This window comes from Streptomyces sp. NPDC030820 (assembly GCF_055572075.1).
In genome coordinates, this window is record NZ_JBVIEB010000008.1 from 165,081 (window position 1) to 182,092 (window position 17,012).

At 71.1% G+C, this 17,012-nt stretch carries 13 protein-coding genes, 1 tRNA gene and 2 pseudogenes; 4 read left to right on the forward strand and 12 right to left on the reverse strand.

Annotated elements, in window-relative coordinates:
* Window positions 1-131 precede the first annotated feature (131 nt).
* From ACZ418_RS23085 to pgsA, 3 genes are read right to left on the reverse strand one after another with little or no spacing between them, the layout of a single operon-like run.
* Window positions 132-1,292 (reverse strand): glycosyltransferase family 4 protein, encoded by a 1,161-nt coding sequence (locus ACZ418_RS23085; protein ID WP_468365859.1) that lies wholly within the window; start codon window positions 1,290-1,292, stop codon window positions 132-134.
* A complete protein-coding gene (locus tag ACZ418_RS23090) occupies window positions 1,289-2,197 on the reverse strand; it encodes a phosphatidylinositol mannoside acyltransferase (RefSeq protein ID WP_468365861.1) in 909 nt (302 codons plus the stop codon). Before ACZ418_RS23090 ends, ACZ418_RS23085 begins: the two co-directional genes overlap by 4 nt.
* Window positions 2,194-2,862: a phosphatidylinositol phosphate synthase gene (gene pgsA, locus ACZ418_RS23095; protein ID WP_468365863.1), complete on the reverse strand. Its 669-nt coding sequence runs from the start codon at window positions 2,860-2,862 to the stop codon at window positions 2,194-2,196. Before pgsA ends, ACZ418_RS23090 begins: the two co-directional genes overlap by 4 nt.
* Before the next feature lie 296 nt (window positions 2,863-3,158).
* Here pgsA and ACZ418_RS23100 point away from each other — a divergent pair, with 296 nt between their 5' ends.
* On the forward strand, window positions 3,159-5,360 hold the full coding sequence (locus ACZ418_RS23100; protein WP_468365866.1) for an elongation factor G-like protein EF-G2: 2,202 nt from the start codon (window positions 3,159-3,161) through the stop codon (window positions 5,358-5,360).
* Between the two features lie 212 nt (window positions 5,361-5,572).
* Window positions 5,573-7,219, forward strand: a complete 1,647-nt coding sequence (locus ACZ418_RS23105) for a hypothetical protein (protein ID WP_468365869.1) — start codon at window positions 5,573-5,575, stop codon at window positions 7,217-7,219.
* Between the two features lie 29 nt (window positions 7,220-7,248).
* On the opposite strand, the gene ACZ418_RS23110 is transcribed toward ACZ418_RS23105, so the two are convergent.
* Window positions 7,249-7,806, reverse strand: a complete 558-nt coding sequence (locus ACZ418_RS23110; protein ID WP_228618846.1) for an HIT family protein — start codon at window positions 7,804-7,806, stop codon at window positions 7,249-7,251.
* A 67-nt stretch (window positions 7,807-7,873) separates the two neighbouring features.
* On the opposite strand from ACZ418_RS23110, the gene ACZ418_RS23115 reads away from it, so the two are divergent.
* On the forward strand, window positions 7,874-8,530 hold the full coding sequence (locus ACZ418_RS23115) for a potassium channel family protein (protein ID WP_468365872.1): 657 nt from the start codon (window positions 7,874-7,876) through the stop codon (window positions 8,528-8,530).
* A 52-nt stretch (window positions 8,531-8,582) separates the two neighbouring features.
* Here the strand turns inward: ACZ418_RS23115 and thrS are convergent, their stop codons facing one another.
* From thrS to ACZ418_RS23130, 3 genes are all read right to left on the reverse strand, one after another.
* Window positions 8,583-10,559 carry a threonine--tRNA ligase gene (gene thrS, locus ACZ418_RS23120; RefSeq protein WP_468365875.1) on the reverse strand — a complete coding sequence of 659 codons (1,977 nt, stop codon included), beginning with the start codon at window positions 10,557-10,559 and terminating at the stop codon, window positions 8,583-8,585.
* Between the two features lie 120 nt (window positions 10,560-10,679).
* Complete coding sequence (locus ACZ418_RS23125; RefSeq protein ID WP_468365877.1) at window positions 10,680-11,912, reverse strand: hypothetical protein; 1,233 nt, start codon at window positions 11,910-11,912, stop codon at window positions 10,680-10,682.
* The gene (locus ACZ418_RS23130) at window positions 11,909-12,475 is read right to left on the reverse strand and encodes a DUF4365 domain-containing protein (RefSeq protein WP_468365880.1); all 567 of its coding nucleotides are present in this window, start codon (window positions 12,473-12,475) and stop codon (window positions 11,909-11,911) included. The genes ACZ418_RS23125 and ACZ418_RS23130 overlap by 4 nt, the downstream gene beginning before the upstream one ends.
* A 168-nt stretch (window positions 12,476-12,643) precedes the next feature.
* On the opposite strand from ACZ418_RS23130, the gene ACZ418_RS23135 reads away from it, so the two are divergent.
* Window positions 12,644-13,369, forward strand: a complete 726-nt coding sequence (locus ACZ418_RS23135; protein ID WP_468365883.1) for an exonuclease domain-containing protein — start codon at window positions 12,644-12,646, stop codon at window positions 13,367-13,369.
* A 41-nt stretch (window positions 13,370-13,410) separates the two neighbouring features.
* On the opposite strand, the gene ACZ418_RS23140 is transcribed toward ACZ418_RS23135, so the two are convergent.
* The 5 genes and pseudogenes from ACZ418_RS23140 to ACZ418_RS23160 all read right to left on the reverse strand — a co-directional run.
* Complete coding sequence (locus ACZ418_RS23140) at window positions 13,411-15,228, reverse strand: DUF2207 domain-containing protein (RefSeq protein WP_468365886.1); 1,818 nt, start codon at window positions 15,226-15,228, stop codon at window positions 13,411-13,413.
* A gap of 46 nt (window positions 15,229-15,274) precedes the next feature.
* Window positions 15,275-15,346 (reverse strand) — tRNA-Val (locus tag ACZ418_RS23145).
* A 39-nt stretch (window positions 15,347-15,385) separates the two neighbouring features.
* Entirely contained in the window at window positions 15,386-15,832 is a 447-nt protein-coding gene (locus ACZ418_RS23150) for an SRPBCC family protein (RefSeq protein WP_468366543.1), read from the reverse strand.
* Window positions 15,833-16,007: 175 nt separating this feature from the next.
* A pseudogene (locus ACZ418_RS23155) lies at window positions 16,008-16,211 on the reverse strand (exo-rhamnogalacturonan lyase family protein); the annotation flags it as partial.
* Window positions 16,208-16,983: pseudogene (locus tag ACZ418_RS23160) on the reverse strand (ABC transporter substrate-binding protein); the annotation flags it as partial. The pseudogenes ACZ418_RS23160 and ACZ418_RS23155, both read right to left, overlap by 4 nt.
* Window positions 16,984-17,012 lie beyond the last annotated feature (29 nt).

Genomic DNA, 17,012 nt, shown 5'->3' on the forward strand with positions numbered 1-17,012 from the left:
CCGCCGCACCCACCCTGAACGCAAGTCACACCGGCCCCAGCAGCACCCCTGCGTCCCTCAGTCCCGAGCACGCCCGACCACAGTCCCAACCCGTTCGGTCGCGACCCCGCCCGATGCGCGGCCCCAGCCCGTCAGTCCCGCGCCAGTCCGAAGCGAGCCCGCAGTCCCGACCGCTCGTCCGTGGCCACCGCCGCCGTACCGGTGGTGACCGTCTCGTACACCGACAGGATGTCCGCGCCGACCGTCGACCAGTCGAAGCGCCGTACATGGGCGCTGCCGCGTTCGCGGAGTTCCGTGCGGCGGGCCGGGTCCGCCAGGAGGCGTACGGCGGACTCGGCGAGCGCGTCGGCGTCCTCGTTGGCGAAGACCTCGCCGGCCTCGCCCTGGTCGAGCACCTGCACGAAGGCGTCCAGGTCGGAGGCGAGCACGGGCGCGCCCGCCGACATCGCCTCGACCAGGATGATGCCGAAGCTCTCGCCGCCGGTGTTGGGCGCGACGTACAGGTCGACGCTGCGCAGGAAGCGCGCCTTGTCCTCGTCGCTGATCATGCCGAGGAACTCCACACGCGCGCGTAGCTCCTTCGGGAGGTCCTCCACGGCCGCCTCCTCGTCGCCCCGCCCGGCGACCAGCAGGCGCGTCTGCGGGCGGGCCGAAAGGATCTTCGGCAGCGCCTTCATCAGGACGGGCAGGCCCTTGCGGGGCTCGTCGATGCGGCCGATGAAGCCGATCGTGTCGCCCTGCCACTCCGGCTTCGGCTCGGCCTTGGCGAAGAAGTCCACGTCGACGCCGTTGGGGATGACCACCGCGTCCCCGCCGAGGTGCTCGACCAGCGTCCGGCGGGCGTACTCGCTGACCGCGATCCGGGCGCTGATCTTCTCCAGGGCCGCCTGCAGGATGGCGTACGCGGCGATCATCGCGCGCGAGCGGGGGTTGGAGGTGTGGAAGGTGGCCACGATCGGGCCGGAGGCCGCCCAGCAGGTCAGCAGGCCCAGCGAGGGCGAGGTCGGCTCGTGGATGTGGACCACGTCGAAGGCGCCCTCGTGCAGCCAGCGCCGCACCCGCGCGGCCGACAGGAGACCGAAGTTCAGGCGGGCCACCGAGCCGTTGTACGGCACCGGGACCGCGCGGCCGGCCGAGACGACGTACGGCGGCAGCGGGGTGTCGTCGTCGGCCGGGGCCAGGACGGACACGTCATGGCCGAGGCGGAGGAAGTACTCGGCGAGGTCGCGGATGTGGAACTGGACGCCTCCGGGCACGTCCCAGGAGTACGGGCAGACGATCCCGATTCTCACGAGGATCCCTTCGCGGGGTCGAGGTCGGCGAGCCACAGCCGCTGCAGCATGTGCCAGTCCTCCGGGTGGTCGGCGATCCCGGTGGCGAAGGCGTCGGCCAGCGCCTGTGTCATGACAGACGTCTTCTCGGCCCGGGTACCTGACCCCGGTACCTCGACCGGGGGATGCACACGGCCCTGCATGACGGGCGAGTCGTCGTACCAGAGCGTGACCGGGAGCAGCAGCGCGCCGGTCTGCTGGGCGAGCAGCGCCGGGCCCGCGGGCATCCGGGTCTTCTCGCCGAAGAAGTCGACCTCGACGCCGGAGGCGGACAGATCGCGGTCGGCGACCAGGCAGACCAGGCCGCCGTCGCGCAGCCTGCGGGCGAGGGTGCCGAAGGCGGAGCCCCCGCTGTGCGGCAGGACCTCCATGCCGAGGCCCTCGCGGTAGGCGACGAAACGGTCGTACAGCGTCTCGGGCTTGAGCCGCTCGGCGACCGTCGTGAACGGCGTCTCCAGCTTGGTGGTGACCCAGGCGCCGGCCAGGTCGTAGTTGGCCATGTGCGGCAGCGCGAGGATCACGCCCTCGCCGGCGGCCAGTCCGTCGGTCAGGAAATGTATGTCCTTGGGGTCGAAGCCCGACTTCACGCGCTCGCGGCTCCAGGCGGGCAGCCGGAAGGACTCCATCCAGTAGCGCAGGTACGAGCGCATGCCCGCGCGGGAGAGCTCGCGCAGGTGCTCCGGGCCGGCCTCGGGCAGCACGCGCGCGTAGTTGGACTCCAGGCGCTGCACGCCCTTGCCGTGCTGCTTCCAGGCGAGGTCGGCGATGGTGTGCCCGAGCCGGACCGCGACGGGTTCGGGGAGCTTCTTGACGGTGCTCCAGCCGAGCCCGTACAGCCCGTCGGTGAGCCGGTCGGCGGCGCTCACTTCGCGGCCTCGCTGGGGCTCTGCCGGGCCGCGGCGGCCTCGGCCTCGGCGGACTCGCGGCGGACCGTGACGACCCGCTGGATCAGCGTGACGAGACTGCCGACCGCGACGATCCACAGGGCGATCGGCAGCAGCCACTGGATGCCGGGCACGCCGAACTTGTGCAGGCCCGCGAAACCGGCCGCGACCAGCGAGATCACCAGCCGCTCGGCGCGTTCGACCAGGCCGTTGACGGCGACCGGCAGCCCGATGGACTCGCCGCGCGCCTTGGTGTACGACACCACCTGGCCGCTCGCCAGGCAGAAGATCGAGACGGCGCACAGGACGTTGTTGTGCCCGTTGCCCGCGTACCAGAGCGCGAAGCCGCCGAAGATCGCACCGTCGGCGACCCGGTCGAGGGTGGAGTCGAGGAAGGCGCCCCAGCGGCTGGAGCGGCCCAGCTGGCGGGCCATGTTGCCGTCGACCAGGTCGGAGAAGACGAACAGGGTGATCACGACCGTGCCCCAGAAGAACTCGCCCCGGGGGTAGAAGACCAGCGCGCCCGCGACCACACCGGCCGTGCCGATGAGCGTGACCGTGTCGGGGCTCACGCCCCGGCGGATGAGAAACGCGGCGAACGGTGTGAGGACACGCGTGAAGAATGCACGCGCGTACTTGTTCAGCATGGCCTTCCCGACGGTCGGTGTCGCCGCGGCCCCTGGTGGCCGCCGGCTGGCCCATCGTAGCCACGCGCGCGTGCACGTGACGGGCGGGCACCCGCGGCCCGCGGCGCGAGCCGGTGTGCGCCGCCGTGCGCGGCGCACGCGTGGCGCGATCGGCGTGCGCGATTGTCGTTCGTATGGACGCAACGTGACGGGAGTGGAAAGCTCGAATAACCGCGGGCGTCGCCGGAGCCGCCAGTGCACGCGGGTCCCGCGTGTCCGCGCCCACAGTGACCTCACCGTGCACGGGAGGCAGGATCATGGGCGACAAGACTCAGACGCAACACCCCGGGGCCGCCGGCAGGGCTCTGGAGGCCGACCAGCCCGCATCCGTACGGAACGTGGTGCTGGTCGGCCACTCCGGTTCGGGCAAGACGACTCTGGTGGAGGCCCTCGCGCTGGCCGCGGGGGCGGTGAACCGGGCGGGCCGCAAGGAGGACGGCGGCACCGTCTCGGACTACGACGAGATCGAGCACCGGCAGCAGCGCTCGGTACAGCTCTCCCTGGTGCCGGTCGCCTGGGACGGCATCAAGATCAACCTGCTCGACACCCCCGGATACGCCGACTTCGTCGGGGAGCTCAGGGCCGGTCTGCGCGCGGCGGACGCGGCCCTCTTCGTCGTCTCGGCCTCGGACGGCGTGGACGGCTCCACCCGGATGGTCTGGGAGGAGTGCGCGGCCGTCGGCATGCCGCGCGCCATCGTGATCACCCACCTGGAGGCGGCACGCGCCGACTTCGAGGAGATGACCCGCGTCTGCGCGGAGGCCTTCGGCGGCGACGACCCCGATGCCGTGCTGCCGCTGTACCTCCCGCTGCGCGGCCCCGAGGGACCCGACGGGCACGCACCCGTGACCGGGCTGGTCGGGCTGCTGTCGCAGAAGCTGTTCGACTACTCGACCGGGGAGCGCAAGGAGTCCGAGCCCGGCGAGGACCAGCTGCCGGACATCGAGGAGGCCCGCAACCGGCTCATCGAGGGGATCATCGCCGAGAGCGAGGACGAGACCCTCATGGACCGCTATCTCGGCGGCGAGCAGGTCGACGTCAAGACGCTGATCCAGGACCTGGAACGGGCCGTCGCCCGCGGCTCCTTCTTCCCCGTCCTGGCGGCCGCCCCCGCCGCCGAGGGCGCCAAACAGGGGCTTGGCACGGTGGAGCTGCTGGAACTGGTCACCGGAGGGTTCCCGACCCCGTTCGAGCACCCGCTGCCCGAGGTCACCACCATCGACGGCAAGGCGCGCGAGCTGAAGCCGTGCGACACCGGCGGCCCACTGGTCGCCGAGGTCGTCAAGACCTCCTCCGACCCCTACGTCGGCCGGGTCTCCCTGGTGCGTGTCTTCTCCGGCACCCTGCGCCCCGACCAGACGGTGCACGTCTCCGGGCACGGGCTGGCCGACCGCGGCCACGAGGACCACGACGTCGACGAGAAGGTCGGCGCCCTGTCCATGCCCTTCGGCAAGCAGCAGCGACCGGTGACGCACGCGGTCGCCGGCGATCTGGTGTGCGTGGCCAAGCTCGGCCGGGCCGAGACCGGGGACACGCTCTCCGCGAAGGACGACCCGCTCCTGATGGAGCCCTGGCGGATGCCCGACCCGCTGCTGCCGGTCGCCATCCAGGCGCACAGCAAGGCCGACGAGGACAAGCTCTCGCAGGGCCTCGCCCGGCTGGTGGCCGAGGACCCGACCATGCGCCTGGAGCACAACCAGGACACCCACCAGGTGGTCCTGTGGTGCCTGGGAGAGGCCCACGCGGACGTCGCCCTGGAACGGCTGCGCAGCCGCTACGGCGTCCAGGTCGATGTCGTCCCGCACAAGGTCTCCCTACGGGAGACGTTCGCGAACAAGGCCGGCGGACGCGGGCGGCATGTGAAGCAGTCCGGCGGGCACGGGCAGTACGCCATCTGTGAGATCGAGGTGGAGCCGCTGCCGGGCGGCTCGGGCATCGAGTTCGTGGACAAGGTGGTCGGCGGTGCCGTGCCGCGCCAGTTCATCCCGTCCGTGGAGAAGGGCGTACGGGCGCAGGCCGCCAAGGGCGTCGCCGCCGGATATCCGCTGGTGGACGTGCGGATCACACTGCTGGACGGCAAGGCGCACTCGGTGGACTCCTCCGACGCCGCCTTCCAGACCGCGGGCGCGCTCGCGCTGCGGGAGGCCGCGGCGGACGCGAAGATCCATCTGCTGGAGCCGGTGGCCGAGGTGTCCGTACTGGTCGGCGACGACTACGTGGGCGCCGTGATGAGCGACCTGTCCAGCCGGCGCGGCCGGCTGCTCGGCACCGAACAGGTGGGTTCCGGGCGGACGCTGATCAAGGCCGAGGTGCCCGAGTTCGAGATCGGCCGGTACGCCGTCGACCTGCGCTCGCTGTCGCACGGCACGGCACGGTTCGACCGCGCCTACGCCCGGCACGAGCCGATGCCGCCGCAGATCGCCGAACGGATCCGCGAACAGGCAGGTGAGAACGGGTAGTTCAGCACCCGCGAGCCGGGTACGCGGGCGGGCGGCTTCGGCCGTCCGCCCGCGGGTTGTCGGTGGCGGCGGATACGCTGATCACCTGATCGGGTCGTGCCGCAGTCGTCCGGTTGTGACGGGTAATCGACGCGACGGCCTGTTCAAGAGGTGTGCGGAGCAAGGAAGTCGGGAAGGCCGCAGAAGCGACACCGGCGGCGATGGGGGCGGGAATGTCGTTGGGAACGGAGTGGGACGGGCCCCAGGTGCCCGTCGCGGGCGACGCGAGTCAGGCGGCGACCGCCGCGCTGGCCTCCGCGGCGTACCGGGACAGCCCGATGGAGGAGATCAAGAAGGCCGACAACGAGTGGCACGAGTCGACCCTCAACCCCGGCAGGATCGCCCTGCTGAGGCCCAATCTCGGTGAGGCGTTCTCGCGGGCCGTGGTCGCCCGGATGCTCGCTCCCGGCCGCAAGCCGCTGATCCAGTCCTTCGGCTCCGAGCCCCAGTTCGTCGTCGAGCACTGCCTCGCGGCCAACAACATCCGCCGGGAGCGCGACAACCGCCTGACCGCCGTGACGGTCCTGTGCGGAGTCCTCTTCCTGCCCGGGCTGCTCGCCTGGCTGCTCGTCTTCCAGCTGCGCACGTTCGTCGCCACGCGCGAGGACAAACGGGCGGGTGCGCTCGCCACCGCCCTGCTCCTGGGGGTCGGCGTGCTCGCCGCACTGTTCCTGATCAAGATGCCGTTCACCGGCTTCTGGGCGTGGTACGCCCGGGGGTGCGTCGTGCTCCCCGTGCTCGGCTGGTTCTGGGCGAAGCAGATCTGCGAGCGCACGGCCAGGGATCTGCGGGCCCGCTGGGGCGGCCTGCTCTCGGGCACCAGCGTCGGCGCCAAGGTTCCCGAGGCCGTGCCGCGCGGCCCCAACCAGACCGCGGCCGAGGAGCTGCGCCAGTCGCTGGCCCGGCTCAGCGCCGAGCAGCAGTCCAACTCGGTCTTCTACGCCGGCCCCAAGGGCATACTCGGCATGGGCACCCGCTGGGGCGCCTGGCAGCTCGCCGAGGACCTGGTGCCCGCCGACCCGGCCCGGGAGATCCACCCCTTCCGCAGCTGGGACGTGATACGCGCGATCCACGACCAGCTCGCCCTGCTGGAGCGAGGCCCGCTGAACACCGGCGGATTCCCCAGGCCGTCCATCAAGCACTGGATCGTCACGCCGATCGGCGAGAAGGCCACGGAGGTGGCCCGGCCCGAGGGCACCGACGTCGAGGCCTTCCAGGTCAAGCCGCACGCGATACAGGAGATCTGCAACAAGCAGCAGTTCGGCAGCGGCGACCGGCACTATCTGGGCGTGCAGTGGACGCTGTGGGACGGGCAGCTGGTCCTCACCATGCTGATCACGGTGACGGTGCTGCACGAGACGCTGCGCATCGAGGTGACCGGGCATGCGCTGGGACCGGTGAACCCGCTGTTCACCTCCAAGCCGGAGCCGCCGAGCAAGGAGGTCGCCAAGTCCCTCAAGCCCTGGGAGACCAGGAAGATCATGCTGCCGCTGGTCACCACCGACGAGGTGGTACGGCTCGCCGCGCGCGCCCCGCTGACCTGGTACCCGCCGATTCTCAACTGGCTCGGCGGCTCGCTCGTCCTGCCCGAGCCGTTCGGTCTGCGGCACGCCTGGGCCGACCAGCCCTGGCGGCACCGCTTCATGGCCGACGACGCGCTGCGCGCGGCCACGCCGGTGCTGCGGGTGGTGCACTCGGCGGCGATGAGGGTGCTGGAGGAGAACGGCGTGGACACGGAGAAGTTCGGCACGCGGTCGGCGTTCCTCAGCACACAGGTGCAGGATCCGCTGCCGAAGAAGGCCGACCTCTACGACGCGTGAGTGGTGCCCTCCGCAGAGGCACCACCGGCCTACGCCGGCCAGGCCTCCGCCAGCATCTTCCTGGTGTCGGCCAGCAGCTGCGGCAGCACCTTGGTGTGGCCGACCACCGGCATGAAGTTCGTGTCGCCGCCCCAGCGCGGGACGATGTGCTGGTGCAGGTGGGCGGCGATACCGGCGCCCGCGACCGTGCCCTGGTTCATGCCGATGTTGAAGCCGTGCGCGCCGGACGCGGTGCGCAGGGCCGTCATCGCCTGCTTGGTCAGCTCGGCCAGCTCCGCGGTCTCCGGACCGGTCAGGTCCGTGTAGTCGGCGACATGGCGGTACGGGACCGTCATCAGATGGCCGCCGTTGTACGGGTACAGGTTGAGGACGGCGTAGACATGCTCGCCGCGCCGGACGATCAGCCCGTCCTCGTCGGACTTGGCCGGGATCGTGCAGAAGGGGCAGCCGTCGTCGGCACCCGGGCCGCTCGGCTTGTTCTCGCCCTGGATGTAGGCCATCCGGTGGGGCGTCCACAGGCGCTGGAACGCGTCCTGCGTCCCCACTCCGATCTGCTGCTCCGGCTCACTCGTCATGCTAGGCAGCATATGGCTTCGCCCGTTCGCGGCGTGTCGCCGGGGCGGCAGGAAGGACGTCACCGGCAAAGCTTGGCCGGTGGACGACGACAGCCGTTCGGCGCGCTGGACGCAGCGCACCGAGATCCCCCTCTTCGTTGCGTCACTGGTCTTCCTGGCCGCGTATGCCACGCACGTCCTGGCCACGGACATGCCCGCCTTCTGGCACGCCGTGTGCCTGTCCGTGATGCTCGGCCTCTGGCTGCTGTTCGCCGCGGACTATGCGGTGCGCTGGCGGCTCAGCGGACAGGGTCTGCGCTTCGTCCCCACGCACATGCTGCACACGGTGGTGGTCATCCTGCCGCTGCTGCGCCCGCTGCGGATCGTCCCGCTGTACGACGCCGTTCAGCGCAAGGCCGGGCAGCCCCGGCTCTCCCTGCACGCACGCGTGATCTCCTACTCCGGCCTGTCCACCGTGCTGCTCGGCTTCTCCGGTGCCCTCGCGGTCTACCAGGCGGAGCGCGGAGCCCCCGGCGCCACCATGCACACGTTCGGGGACGCCGTGTGGTGGGCCGCGTCGACCCTCACCACGGTCGGCTACGGGGACATCACCCCGGTCACCGCGATGGGCCGCACGATCGCCACCGGGATGATGATCGGCGGCCTCGCCCTGCTCGGCGCGGTGACGGGCTCGTTCTCGTCCTGGCTGATGCAGACCTTCACCCGCGAGGGAGACGAAAGGCCCCCGGGAAGGTGAACCTCCCCGGGGGCCTTCGTACGGGGCCTGCGCCGGACCAGACCCGGGCCCGTCAGACCTGGGCCCGCTCCTGGACGACCTGCGCGATCTTCGCGATGGCCGCGTCGAACGGGATGCCGTTCACCTGCGAGCCGTCGCGGTAGCGGAACGACACCGAGCCGTTCGACATGTCCTCGTCGCCCGCGATGACCATGAAGGGCACCTTCTGCTTCTGGGCGTTGCGGATCTTCTTCTGCATCCGGTCCGAGGAGGAGTCCACCTCGACGCGCAGACCCTGCTTCCGGGCCGCCGCCGCGAACTTCTCCAGGTACTCCACGTGCGCGTCGCCGATCGGGATGCCGAGCGCCTGGACCGGGGCCAGCCACGCCGGGAAGGCGCCCGCGTAGTGCTCCAGCAGGACCGCGAAGAACCGCTCGATGGAGCCGAACAGCGCGCGGTGGATCATGACCGGGCGCTGCTTGGAGCCGTCGGGGCCGGTGTACTCCAGGTTGAAGCGCTCGGGCAGGTTGAAGTCGAGCTGGATGGTCGACATCTGCCAGGTGCGGCCGATCGCGTCCTTGGCCTGGACGGAGATCTTCGGGCCGTAGAAGGCGGCGCCGCCCGGGTCCGGGACCAGCGGCAGGCCCTGCTTCTCGGCGACCTGGCGCAGGGTCTCGGTCGCCTCCTCCCAGACCTCGTCCGAGCCGACGAACTTCTCCGGGTCCTTCGTCGACAGCTCCAGGTAGAAGTCCGTCAGACCGTAGTCCCGCAGCAGACCCAGGACGAACGTGAGCGTCTTGTCCAGCTCCTCGGACATCTGCTCACGGGTGCAGTAGATGTGCGCGTCGTCCTGGGTGAAGCCGCGGGCACGGGTCAGGCCGTGCACGACGCCCGACTTCTCGTACCGGTACACGGTCCCGAACTCGAAGAGGCGCAGCGGCAGTTCGCGGTAGGAGCGGCCGCGCGCGTCGAAGATCAGGTTGTGCATCGGGCAGTTCATGGGCTTGAGGTAGTAGTCCACGCCCTCGTCGAGCTGCATGGGCGGGTACATGCCCTCGGCGTACCAGTCCAGGTGCCCGGACGTCTCGAAGAGCTTCCCCTTCGTCGCGTGCGGGGTGTAGACGAACTCGTAGCCCTCTTCCTCGTGGCGACGCCGCGAGTAGTCCTCCATGACCCGGCGGACGATGCCGCCCTTGGGGTGGAAGACGGCGAGGCCGGAGCCGATCTGCTCCGGGATGGAGAAGAGGTCCAGCTCGGTGCCGAGCTTGCGGTGGTCGCGCTTCTCGGCCTCGGCGAGAAAGTCCAGGTACGCCTTCAGCTCGTCCTTGGACGGCCAGGCGGTGCCGTAGATGCGCTGGAGCATCGGGTTCTTCTCGCTGCCGCGCCAGTAGGCGGCCGCGTTGCGCATCAGCTTGAACGCCGGGATGAGGCGGGTCGAGGGCAGGTGCGGACCGCGGCAGAGGTCCTTCCAGCACAGCTCGCCGGTCTTGGCGTCCAGGTTGTCGTAGATCGTCAGCTCGCCGGCGCCGACTTCGACGTCCGCGCCGTCGTCGGAGGAGGCCGAGCCCTTGAGGCCGATCAGCTCCAGCTTGTACGGCTCGTCCGCCAGCTCCGCACGGGCGGCCTCGTCGGTGACCACACGGCGGGAGAAGCGCTGCCCCCGCTTCTGGATCTCCTGCATCTTCTTCTCGATGGCCTTGAGATCCTCGGGCGTGAACGGCTTCTCCACGTCGAAGTCGTAGTAGAAGCCGTCCTTGACGGGCGGGCCGATGCCCAGCTTGGCCTCGGGGAAGATCTCCTGCACGGCCTGCGCCATGACGTGCGCGGTGGAGTGACGCAGGATGTTCAGGCCGTCCTCGGACGAGATCTCGACGCCCTCGACAGTCTCGCCGTCCTTGACCTCGTAGGCGAGGTCCTTCAGCTCGCCACCGACACGCGCGGCGATGATCGAGCGCTCGCCGGCGAAGAGGTCGGCGGCCGTAGTGCCCGTCGTCACCACGCGTTCTTCCCGCTCGGAATCGCGTTGGATGATCACACGGACGTCTGACACCGGTCTCTCCTGACTGAAGGTGGGTGCGGCGCCGTACCAGGAGCGCGCGCACAGGCGATCGTACCGACCCCACGGCACCGACCGCGAAACGGTCACCCACAGTCCCCTGCCGGATACTCCTCAGTCCTCGTCCCCGTACGCCTCCCCGCAGGCCTCCTCGAAGAAGTCGAGGTTCTCCTGCAAGGACTTCATCAGCCGGTCCCGTTCCCCCTCGTCCACCTGTACCGGTACGACCCCGGAGGCACCGGTGAGCCGGCGGAAGCCGCCCCGGCGCTCCAGCCGGCCGTGCACCCGCACCGGGAGTCCGACGAGGTGGGCGTGGCCGGCGATGCGGTAGTCCTCCTCGTCCAAGGTGACGCGGACGTGCGGGACGTCGGCGCCGGCCAGGACGCGCAGCCGTACGGTGCCCTCGCCGCCGGGTCCGGAGCGGCGCATACGGACGACGGCGCCGGTGATCCGGACCGGTACGGAGGGTTCCTCGCGCAGATAGCGGGCGGCGGCCTCGCGCAGCACGGGCAGGTCGCCGGGTGAGAACTCGACGGGTTCGGCGGAGGGGGCGCAGCCCTCGGGGGCACCTGCCCCCGGTGCCCAGGCGACGGCGATCCGGGCGCCCTCGGTGCCCCGCACCAGCGCGGCCAGCGCCTCGGTCAGCTCGCGGCTGACGCCGGCCTCGACCGCGCCGTCGAAGGCGTCCATGCCGCCGGTGGCCCGCTGGTAGTCGACGGCCTCGCGGGCGGCGTTCAGGGCCTGGTGCAGGCGGACGGCGAGCGCACGGCCCGTGGGCACGGGAACGAAGGCGGTGAGGTGCCGGCCCTCGGCGGCGGGGCCGACGAGGACGTCCTGCAGCAGTGCGACGGCGGAGCGGCGGTGGCGGGCGCCGTAGTACCCGGCACGCGCGCGTGTGGCGAGTGCGGCCGCGAGCAGCATCTGCCGGGCGGCGCCGCGCAGTTGCTCGTCGGCCGTCCAGGGCGCGGCACCGACGGGCCCGCTCGGGGCGTCGCGCCACCAGCGGATCTCGTCGCTGGGCACGGCGAGGGAGATCAGCACCTCACGCGCGGCGGGCGTCGCGCTGCGGGAGAGGGCGTCCAGGGCCTCGCCGAGCAGGTCGTCACTGTCGGGGAAGGCGCGGCTCTCCGGCACCAGCAGGCTGGTCCCGCCGGCCCCCGGTCCCGGCGGGGTCCAGCGGCCGTAGCGCCCGGGGGCTCCGCCCCGCCGCTGCCAGCCGTGCCGGTGCAGCAGGGCGCCGAGCACGGCGGGGTCGACCTCGGCGGGCTCCGGGGGCCGGTTCCAGGCGAGGTCGTCGGGATGCGGCCGGACCTGGCGCGGCAGCTCCTCGTACGGACGGCTCCTCATGGCCTGCCTCCCGTTCCGACCCGCGTCATGATCTCGCAGAGCGCCCGGTCGTCGAAGATGCGTGTGGTCGGTATCCGCACGGTGGTCCGGTGCCGGCCGGTGACGGGGTGGCCGGCGAGGTTGACCCAGTAGCAGCAGTGCCTGAGGTCGAGCCGGTCGTGGCTGGCGCGCAGCCAGTCGTCCTGCGAGCGCGGGACGAGCATGACGACCAGGATCTTGTGCACCGAGACGGGGGTGCGGGCGAGCTTGCGCAGATGGTCGTTGTCGAGGGTGAAGGAGAAGGTGCACCCCGGCGGGTTCGGCGCGACCTGGTACGTGGCCTTGAGCTGCACCTTGATGGTGACCTCGTCGTCGACGGTGTGTCCGGGCGCGCTGTGGCTGACGTGCCAGTCGATGCCGTTGTCCGGGAAGGGCTGGGACAGCGAGCAGCCGGCCGCGGCGGCGACCGCGTGCAGATAGCCGACCTGCAGTGTCTCCATGCAGGCGGTGGTGGCGAGCGTGCCGCGAAGGGTGCCCGTGCGATCGGGCAGCAGCCCGCCCCGCTCGGGCTGCGCTATGGCCATGACCAACAGCCTTCCAAGCCAAGAGTTTCCCCGCTGCGGGCCGCTGAACTGCAAAGACCCGTACTCCTGTTGTCTCCCCCCGGCGTACGGCGCAAACGGCCCGGGTATCACCAAACGGGCAGAAGACGGAACGTCACCTGCCCTGGGTGAACGAGGAGTTGGGTTGGGATGACGTACTGGTACGAGGGGCCGCTGGCCGCCTTCGACACGGAGACGACGGGCGTGGACGTCGAGACCGACCGGATCGTGTCGGCCGCCGTCGTCGTCCAGGACGCGCCGGGCACCCGGCCACGGGTCACCCGCTGGCTGGTGAACCCGGGGGTGCCGGTGCCCGAGGAGGCCACGGCGGTGCACGGGCTGACGGAGGAACACCTGCAGCGCAACGGCCGCTGGCCGGCGCCGGTGATGTACGAGATAGCCGAGCAGCTGGCGGAGCACGCGGCGATGGGCCGCCCGCTGGTGGTGATGAACGCGCCCTTCGATCTCACCTTGCTGGACCGGGAGTTGCGTCGGCACCGGGCGTCCTCGCTGGACCGCTGGTTCGAGTCGACCCCGCTGCACGTGCTGGACCCGCGCGTGCTGGACAAACACCTGGACCGCTACCGCAAGGGCCGCCGCACCCTGACCGACCTGTGCGCGCACTACGGCGTGACACTGCAGGGCGCGCATGACGCGGGAGCGGACGCACTGGCCGCGCTGGACGTCGTACGGGCCCTGGGCCGCCGTTTCGCGACCCGGTTGGAGCGTCTGACCCCCGCCGAGCTGCACACGCTCCAGACGGGCTGGCACGCCGCGCAGGCCCGCGGGCTGCAGGCATGGTTCGCGCGCAGCGGCTCGGAGGAGATCGTCAGCACGGACTGGCCGCTCAGGCCGGAGCTGCCGGCCGCGGCCTAGGCTGCGGAGTCACGGTCCGGGCACCGCCCGCTGTACGGCGGTCACCAGGAGCCGCCTCCGCCGCCGCCCGCTCCGCCGCCGACACCGCTGAAGGAGCCTCCGCCGCCGGAGCCGCCACCTGAGCCGCCGCCGCTGGAGGACGGTGTCCGGGAGGAGAGCGCGGCGGTGACGACGAGTCCCAGGGCCAGCGCCGGCCCGAGCCGCACGGCGGGCGAGGAGGGCTGCCGGGTGGGTACGGCGGACGTCTCGACGGCGTGCCGCCAGGTGTCGCCCAGGCCGAGGGCGACCGCCCAGGCCGTGTAGCGCCGGACCTGGTCGTCGTCGAGGGGTAGCCCGGCGGGAACCACCGACGGGTCGGCGAGGTAGCGCCGGAACGCCTCCACCCGCAGCAATCGGGCGCTGCCCTCGGGCGTGCGGCGGTGCAGCTCCCAGGCGCGCCGCGCCAGCGCGAGGCCGGTACCGAAGACGACCGCGCCCGCGATGAGCACCGGTCCCCCCGCCGCAAGGCGACCGCCGCCGAGGCCCGCGCCCACCGCTGCCGTGACGAAGCCGAGCACGGCGGCGGCCATGCCGGCGTAGCGTCCGGTGCGGGCCCGGCGCACGGACGCCGCGTCCCACAGACCGGAGTCGGTCTGCCATTGCTGCAGGTGGCGGGCGAGCGCATGCCAGCCCGTCTGGAAGGACGAGTCGTACATGCCCAGGGTGATCTGATCGCGCCCGGCGAAGATGTACCGCAGGACCTCCCTGATGACCGGGTCGTCGGACCCCGCGCCCCTGCTGCGGCGGCGCAGGGTCGGCGCGTGTCCCTCGCCGCCGAGGACGAGGTGGCCGTCGGCGACGGCGCCGAGCAGCCAGGCGGTCTGGTGCCGGGGCTCGACCCGCTCGTCTGCCAGGATGCCGCCCTGGGCGGGACTCAGACCCTGCGGGGGTGTGGCGCTCGGCGTCCCCGGGTTCGCGTCGGCGCCCTGCGGTGCGGGCCGGTCGCGGCCGAGGAGGCGCAGCAGCCCGATCGTGGCCAGGGCGGCGGCGAGGGCGAGGCCCGCGGCGAGCAGGGCGTTCAGCAGCGGATGGGTCACCGTGGTACCGACGGCCTTCCCCGCGGGTGGCGCGGGCAGCAGCGGCTCCATTCCGGAAATGCGATGGCCCTCGCCGGCGTAGAGGGTGAGCCCTTCCTTGCCCTTGAGCCGGTTCAGCTCGACGGTGAGCAGGCCGGGGCCGGTCGCCTCGACGGCGCAGCGGCGCTCGGAGCCGTCGGTGCCGTGCACGCAGCGCGGTGCGGTGAGCAGGTGGGGGGCCAGGACATGGATCTCGACGCGGGACCGGTCGACCTGCCAGCCGGTGCCGACCGCGTCCCAGGCCAGCCTGCCCTTCTTCACGACGCCCTGGAGGGTGTACTGCACGCGGTAGCGGTGCACGCCGGTGACGGCGCGGCCCGGGTCACCGATCTTGATGCGGGTGGCGATCTCCCGGTGGCCGTTCGGCTCGGTGTAGTAGTCGCCCACCGTGAGTTCCCAGGGCACGCGATGGCCGTCCATGCTGACGGCGATGTGGGCCTCGTCCTCGTCGAAGGGCAGGTCCGGCAGGTCGCGGTAGATACCGTGCCGTTCCATGTGCGGGTAGCCGAAGTCGTAGTCGATGACCTCGGTGATCCGGGCGCTGCCGTCGGCCGCGATCCGCGCGCCGACCCACATCGTGGTGACCCGTTCGGTGTTGAAGGTGACCCTGGCCAGCGCCACGACGGCGCCCAGCACCACCGCAAGCAGGAAGATCCTGATCAGACCGCGGATCCGGAGCCGGCGCACCCGCGCCCCAAGTCTCGGTCCTTCCCCGCCCTGTTCCTTGCCCACGACGCCCCCCATGGCATCAAAAGAGCCGGTCCGCTGTTGCGGACCGGCTCCTTCCCGGTGGGCGATACTGGGTTCGAACCAGTGGCCTCTTCGGTGTGAACGAAGCGCTCTCCCACTGAGCTAATCGCCCGGGAACGCACTGAACAATACAGGTCCCGGCGCCGATCCTTCAAACCGCTTGCAGGTGACGCAGCAGTCCGCGCCGTCCGGACCGCATCATCAGGCGGTGGTTGACGCGGAAGACCGGGCGCCCGGGTACGGCGAGCCGGCGCAGCAGCGGCTTGTGCACGTCCACTTCCTGGTCGTAGCGGGCCAGGGTTCCGGAGCGATCGGCGGTGACCGTCCAACGCGCCCAGCCCTCGATGTCACCGGACATGGCGACCTCCAGCACACCGGCGTCGGGGTCGCGGCGGATCTGCCGTGCGGTGAAGGTCATGCCGTACGGCAGGACGGACCGGATGGTGATCACACCCGTGTCGCCGTCGAGCCTCGTCACCGAGCGGACCTGCGGCCACCAGCTCGGATAGTCCTCGGGCCGCTCCAGCGCCGCGTACACGACGGCGGGCGGGGCGGGCAGGGACCACAGGCTGCGGAAGCGGTAGTGGGTCCAGTCCATGGCAGGAGTCTGCCCCGGCCGGGGCGCGATCTGAGTACGCGTACTCATGCGCCGCACCGTACGTCCGGCCAGACTCGGTGGGCGAGCGCCGCCGCCCGTGCGACGGCGCTCCCCCAGTCCTGGGCCAGGGCATCCTGTCCCCGAGCAACGCCAGGTTCTCGATGGCCGCGAGGCCGTGGAGCGCGGTGTCGTAGGTGTGCATGAAGTCGCCGTAGTCCCAGACGCCGTACCAACGGCGTTGCTCCACCTGCTCCTTGTAGTAGGTGAAGAGGAAGTCGAGGTGGTCCTCGATCTTGGCCTTGGCGGCGGTGGAGCGGTCGGGCTCGGAGTACAGGCCGGGGCCGAAGACCTGGGCCTTGATCAGCTGCTTGGGTTGGGCATGTCCTGCTGGACGACCTTCGGGTCGGTGATGCCCGCCTTGACGCGGTTGTAGCCGTCGGTCCACCACTCCGTCAGATCGGTCTTGTCGAAGCCGAGTCCGTCCTTGGTGAAGAACGCCTTGCCGTTCTGGCGGAGGTAGAGGTCGTACAGGTACATGATGGTGAAGTAGCCGTGTCCCCGGGGACCTTCGTCCTGTCGTGGATCGTCTTCAGGGCCTTGAAGTAGTCGTCCCAGGTCCAGCCCGCGTGCGGCTCGACTCCCGCCTTCTGGAAGACCTTCTTGTCGACGACGAGCGCCATGGTGTTGGAGCCGACAGGAATTCCGAGCTGCTTTCCGTCGACCTCGCCGACCTTCGTGACACCGTCCCGGAAGTGATCCAGGGTCAGATTACCTGCCCGCACCTGGGACTTGAGGTCGAGGAGAATTCCCCGCTTGTCGTACTTCCGAAGAAAGGTGACGGCATTTTGGAAAACGTCCGGGGGATTTCCGCCGGCCGCCTGGGTCTGGAACTTCTCCCAGAAGGACGCGTACGTCTGGAAGTCGGTCTTGACCTTGATCTTCGGGTACTTCTTCTCGAAGAGTGCGACGCTCTGGTTGATCTTCTTGGCCCGCTCCTCGGCACCCCACCAGGAGTAACGGATCGTCACCGTCCCGTCCCCGGAACCGCTTCCGCCCCCGCACCCGGTCGTCGCGGCGAGCCCGAGCGCGGCCGCCGAGGCGCCGGCCGCCCACAGGATCGTACGCCTCTCAAGATTCCTGCTGGTTCCCACGGTGGGGCCCTCCCCGCAGCGTCGTCTCC

Bases quoted from the DNA above. Each gene is read 5' to 3' on its own strand.
- ACZ418_RS23140 (WP_468365886.1), bottom strand. From the start codon at position 15,228: ATGGGGGGCGTCGTGGGCAAGGAACAGGGCGGGGAAGGACCGAGACTT.
- ACZ418_RS23135 (WP_468365883.1), top strand. From the start codon at position 12,644: ATGACGTACTGGTACGAGGGGCCGCTGGCCGCCTTCGACACGGAGACG.
- pgsA (WP_468365863.1), bottom strand. From the start codon at position 2,862: ATGCTGAACAAGTACGCGCGTGCATTCTTCACGCGTGTCCTCACACCG.
- ACZ418_RS23130 (WP_468365880.1), bottom strand. From the start codon at position 12,475: ATGGCCATAGCGCAGCCCGAGCGGGGCGGGCTGCTGCCCGATCGCACG.
- ACZ418_RS23150 (WP_468366543.1), bottom strand. From the start codon at position 15,832: ATGGACTGGACCCACTACCGCTTCCGCAGCCTGTGGTCCCTGCCCGCC.
- ACZ418_RS23125 (WP_468365877.1), bottom strand. From the start codon at position 11,912: ATGAGGAGCCGTCCGTACGAGGAGCTGCCGCGCCAGGTCCGGCCGCAT.
- ACZ418_RS23100 (WP_468365866.1), top strand. From the start codon at position 3,159: ATGGGCGACAAGACTCAGACGCAACACCCCGGGGCCGCCGGCAGGGCT.
- ACZ418_RS23110 (WP_228618846.1), bottom strand. From the start codon at position 7,806: ATGCTGCCTAGCATGACGAGTGAGCCGGAGCAGCAGATCGGAGTGGGG.
- ACZ418_RS23105 (WP_468365869.1), top strand. From the start codon at position 5,573: ATGTCGTTGGGAACGGAGTGGGACGGGCCCCAGGTGCCCGTCGCGGGC.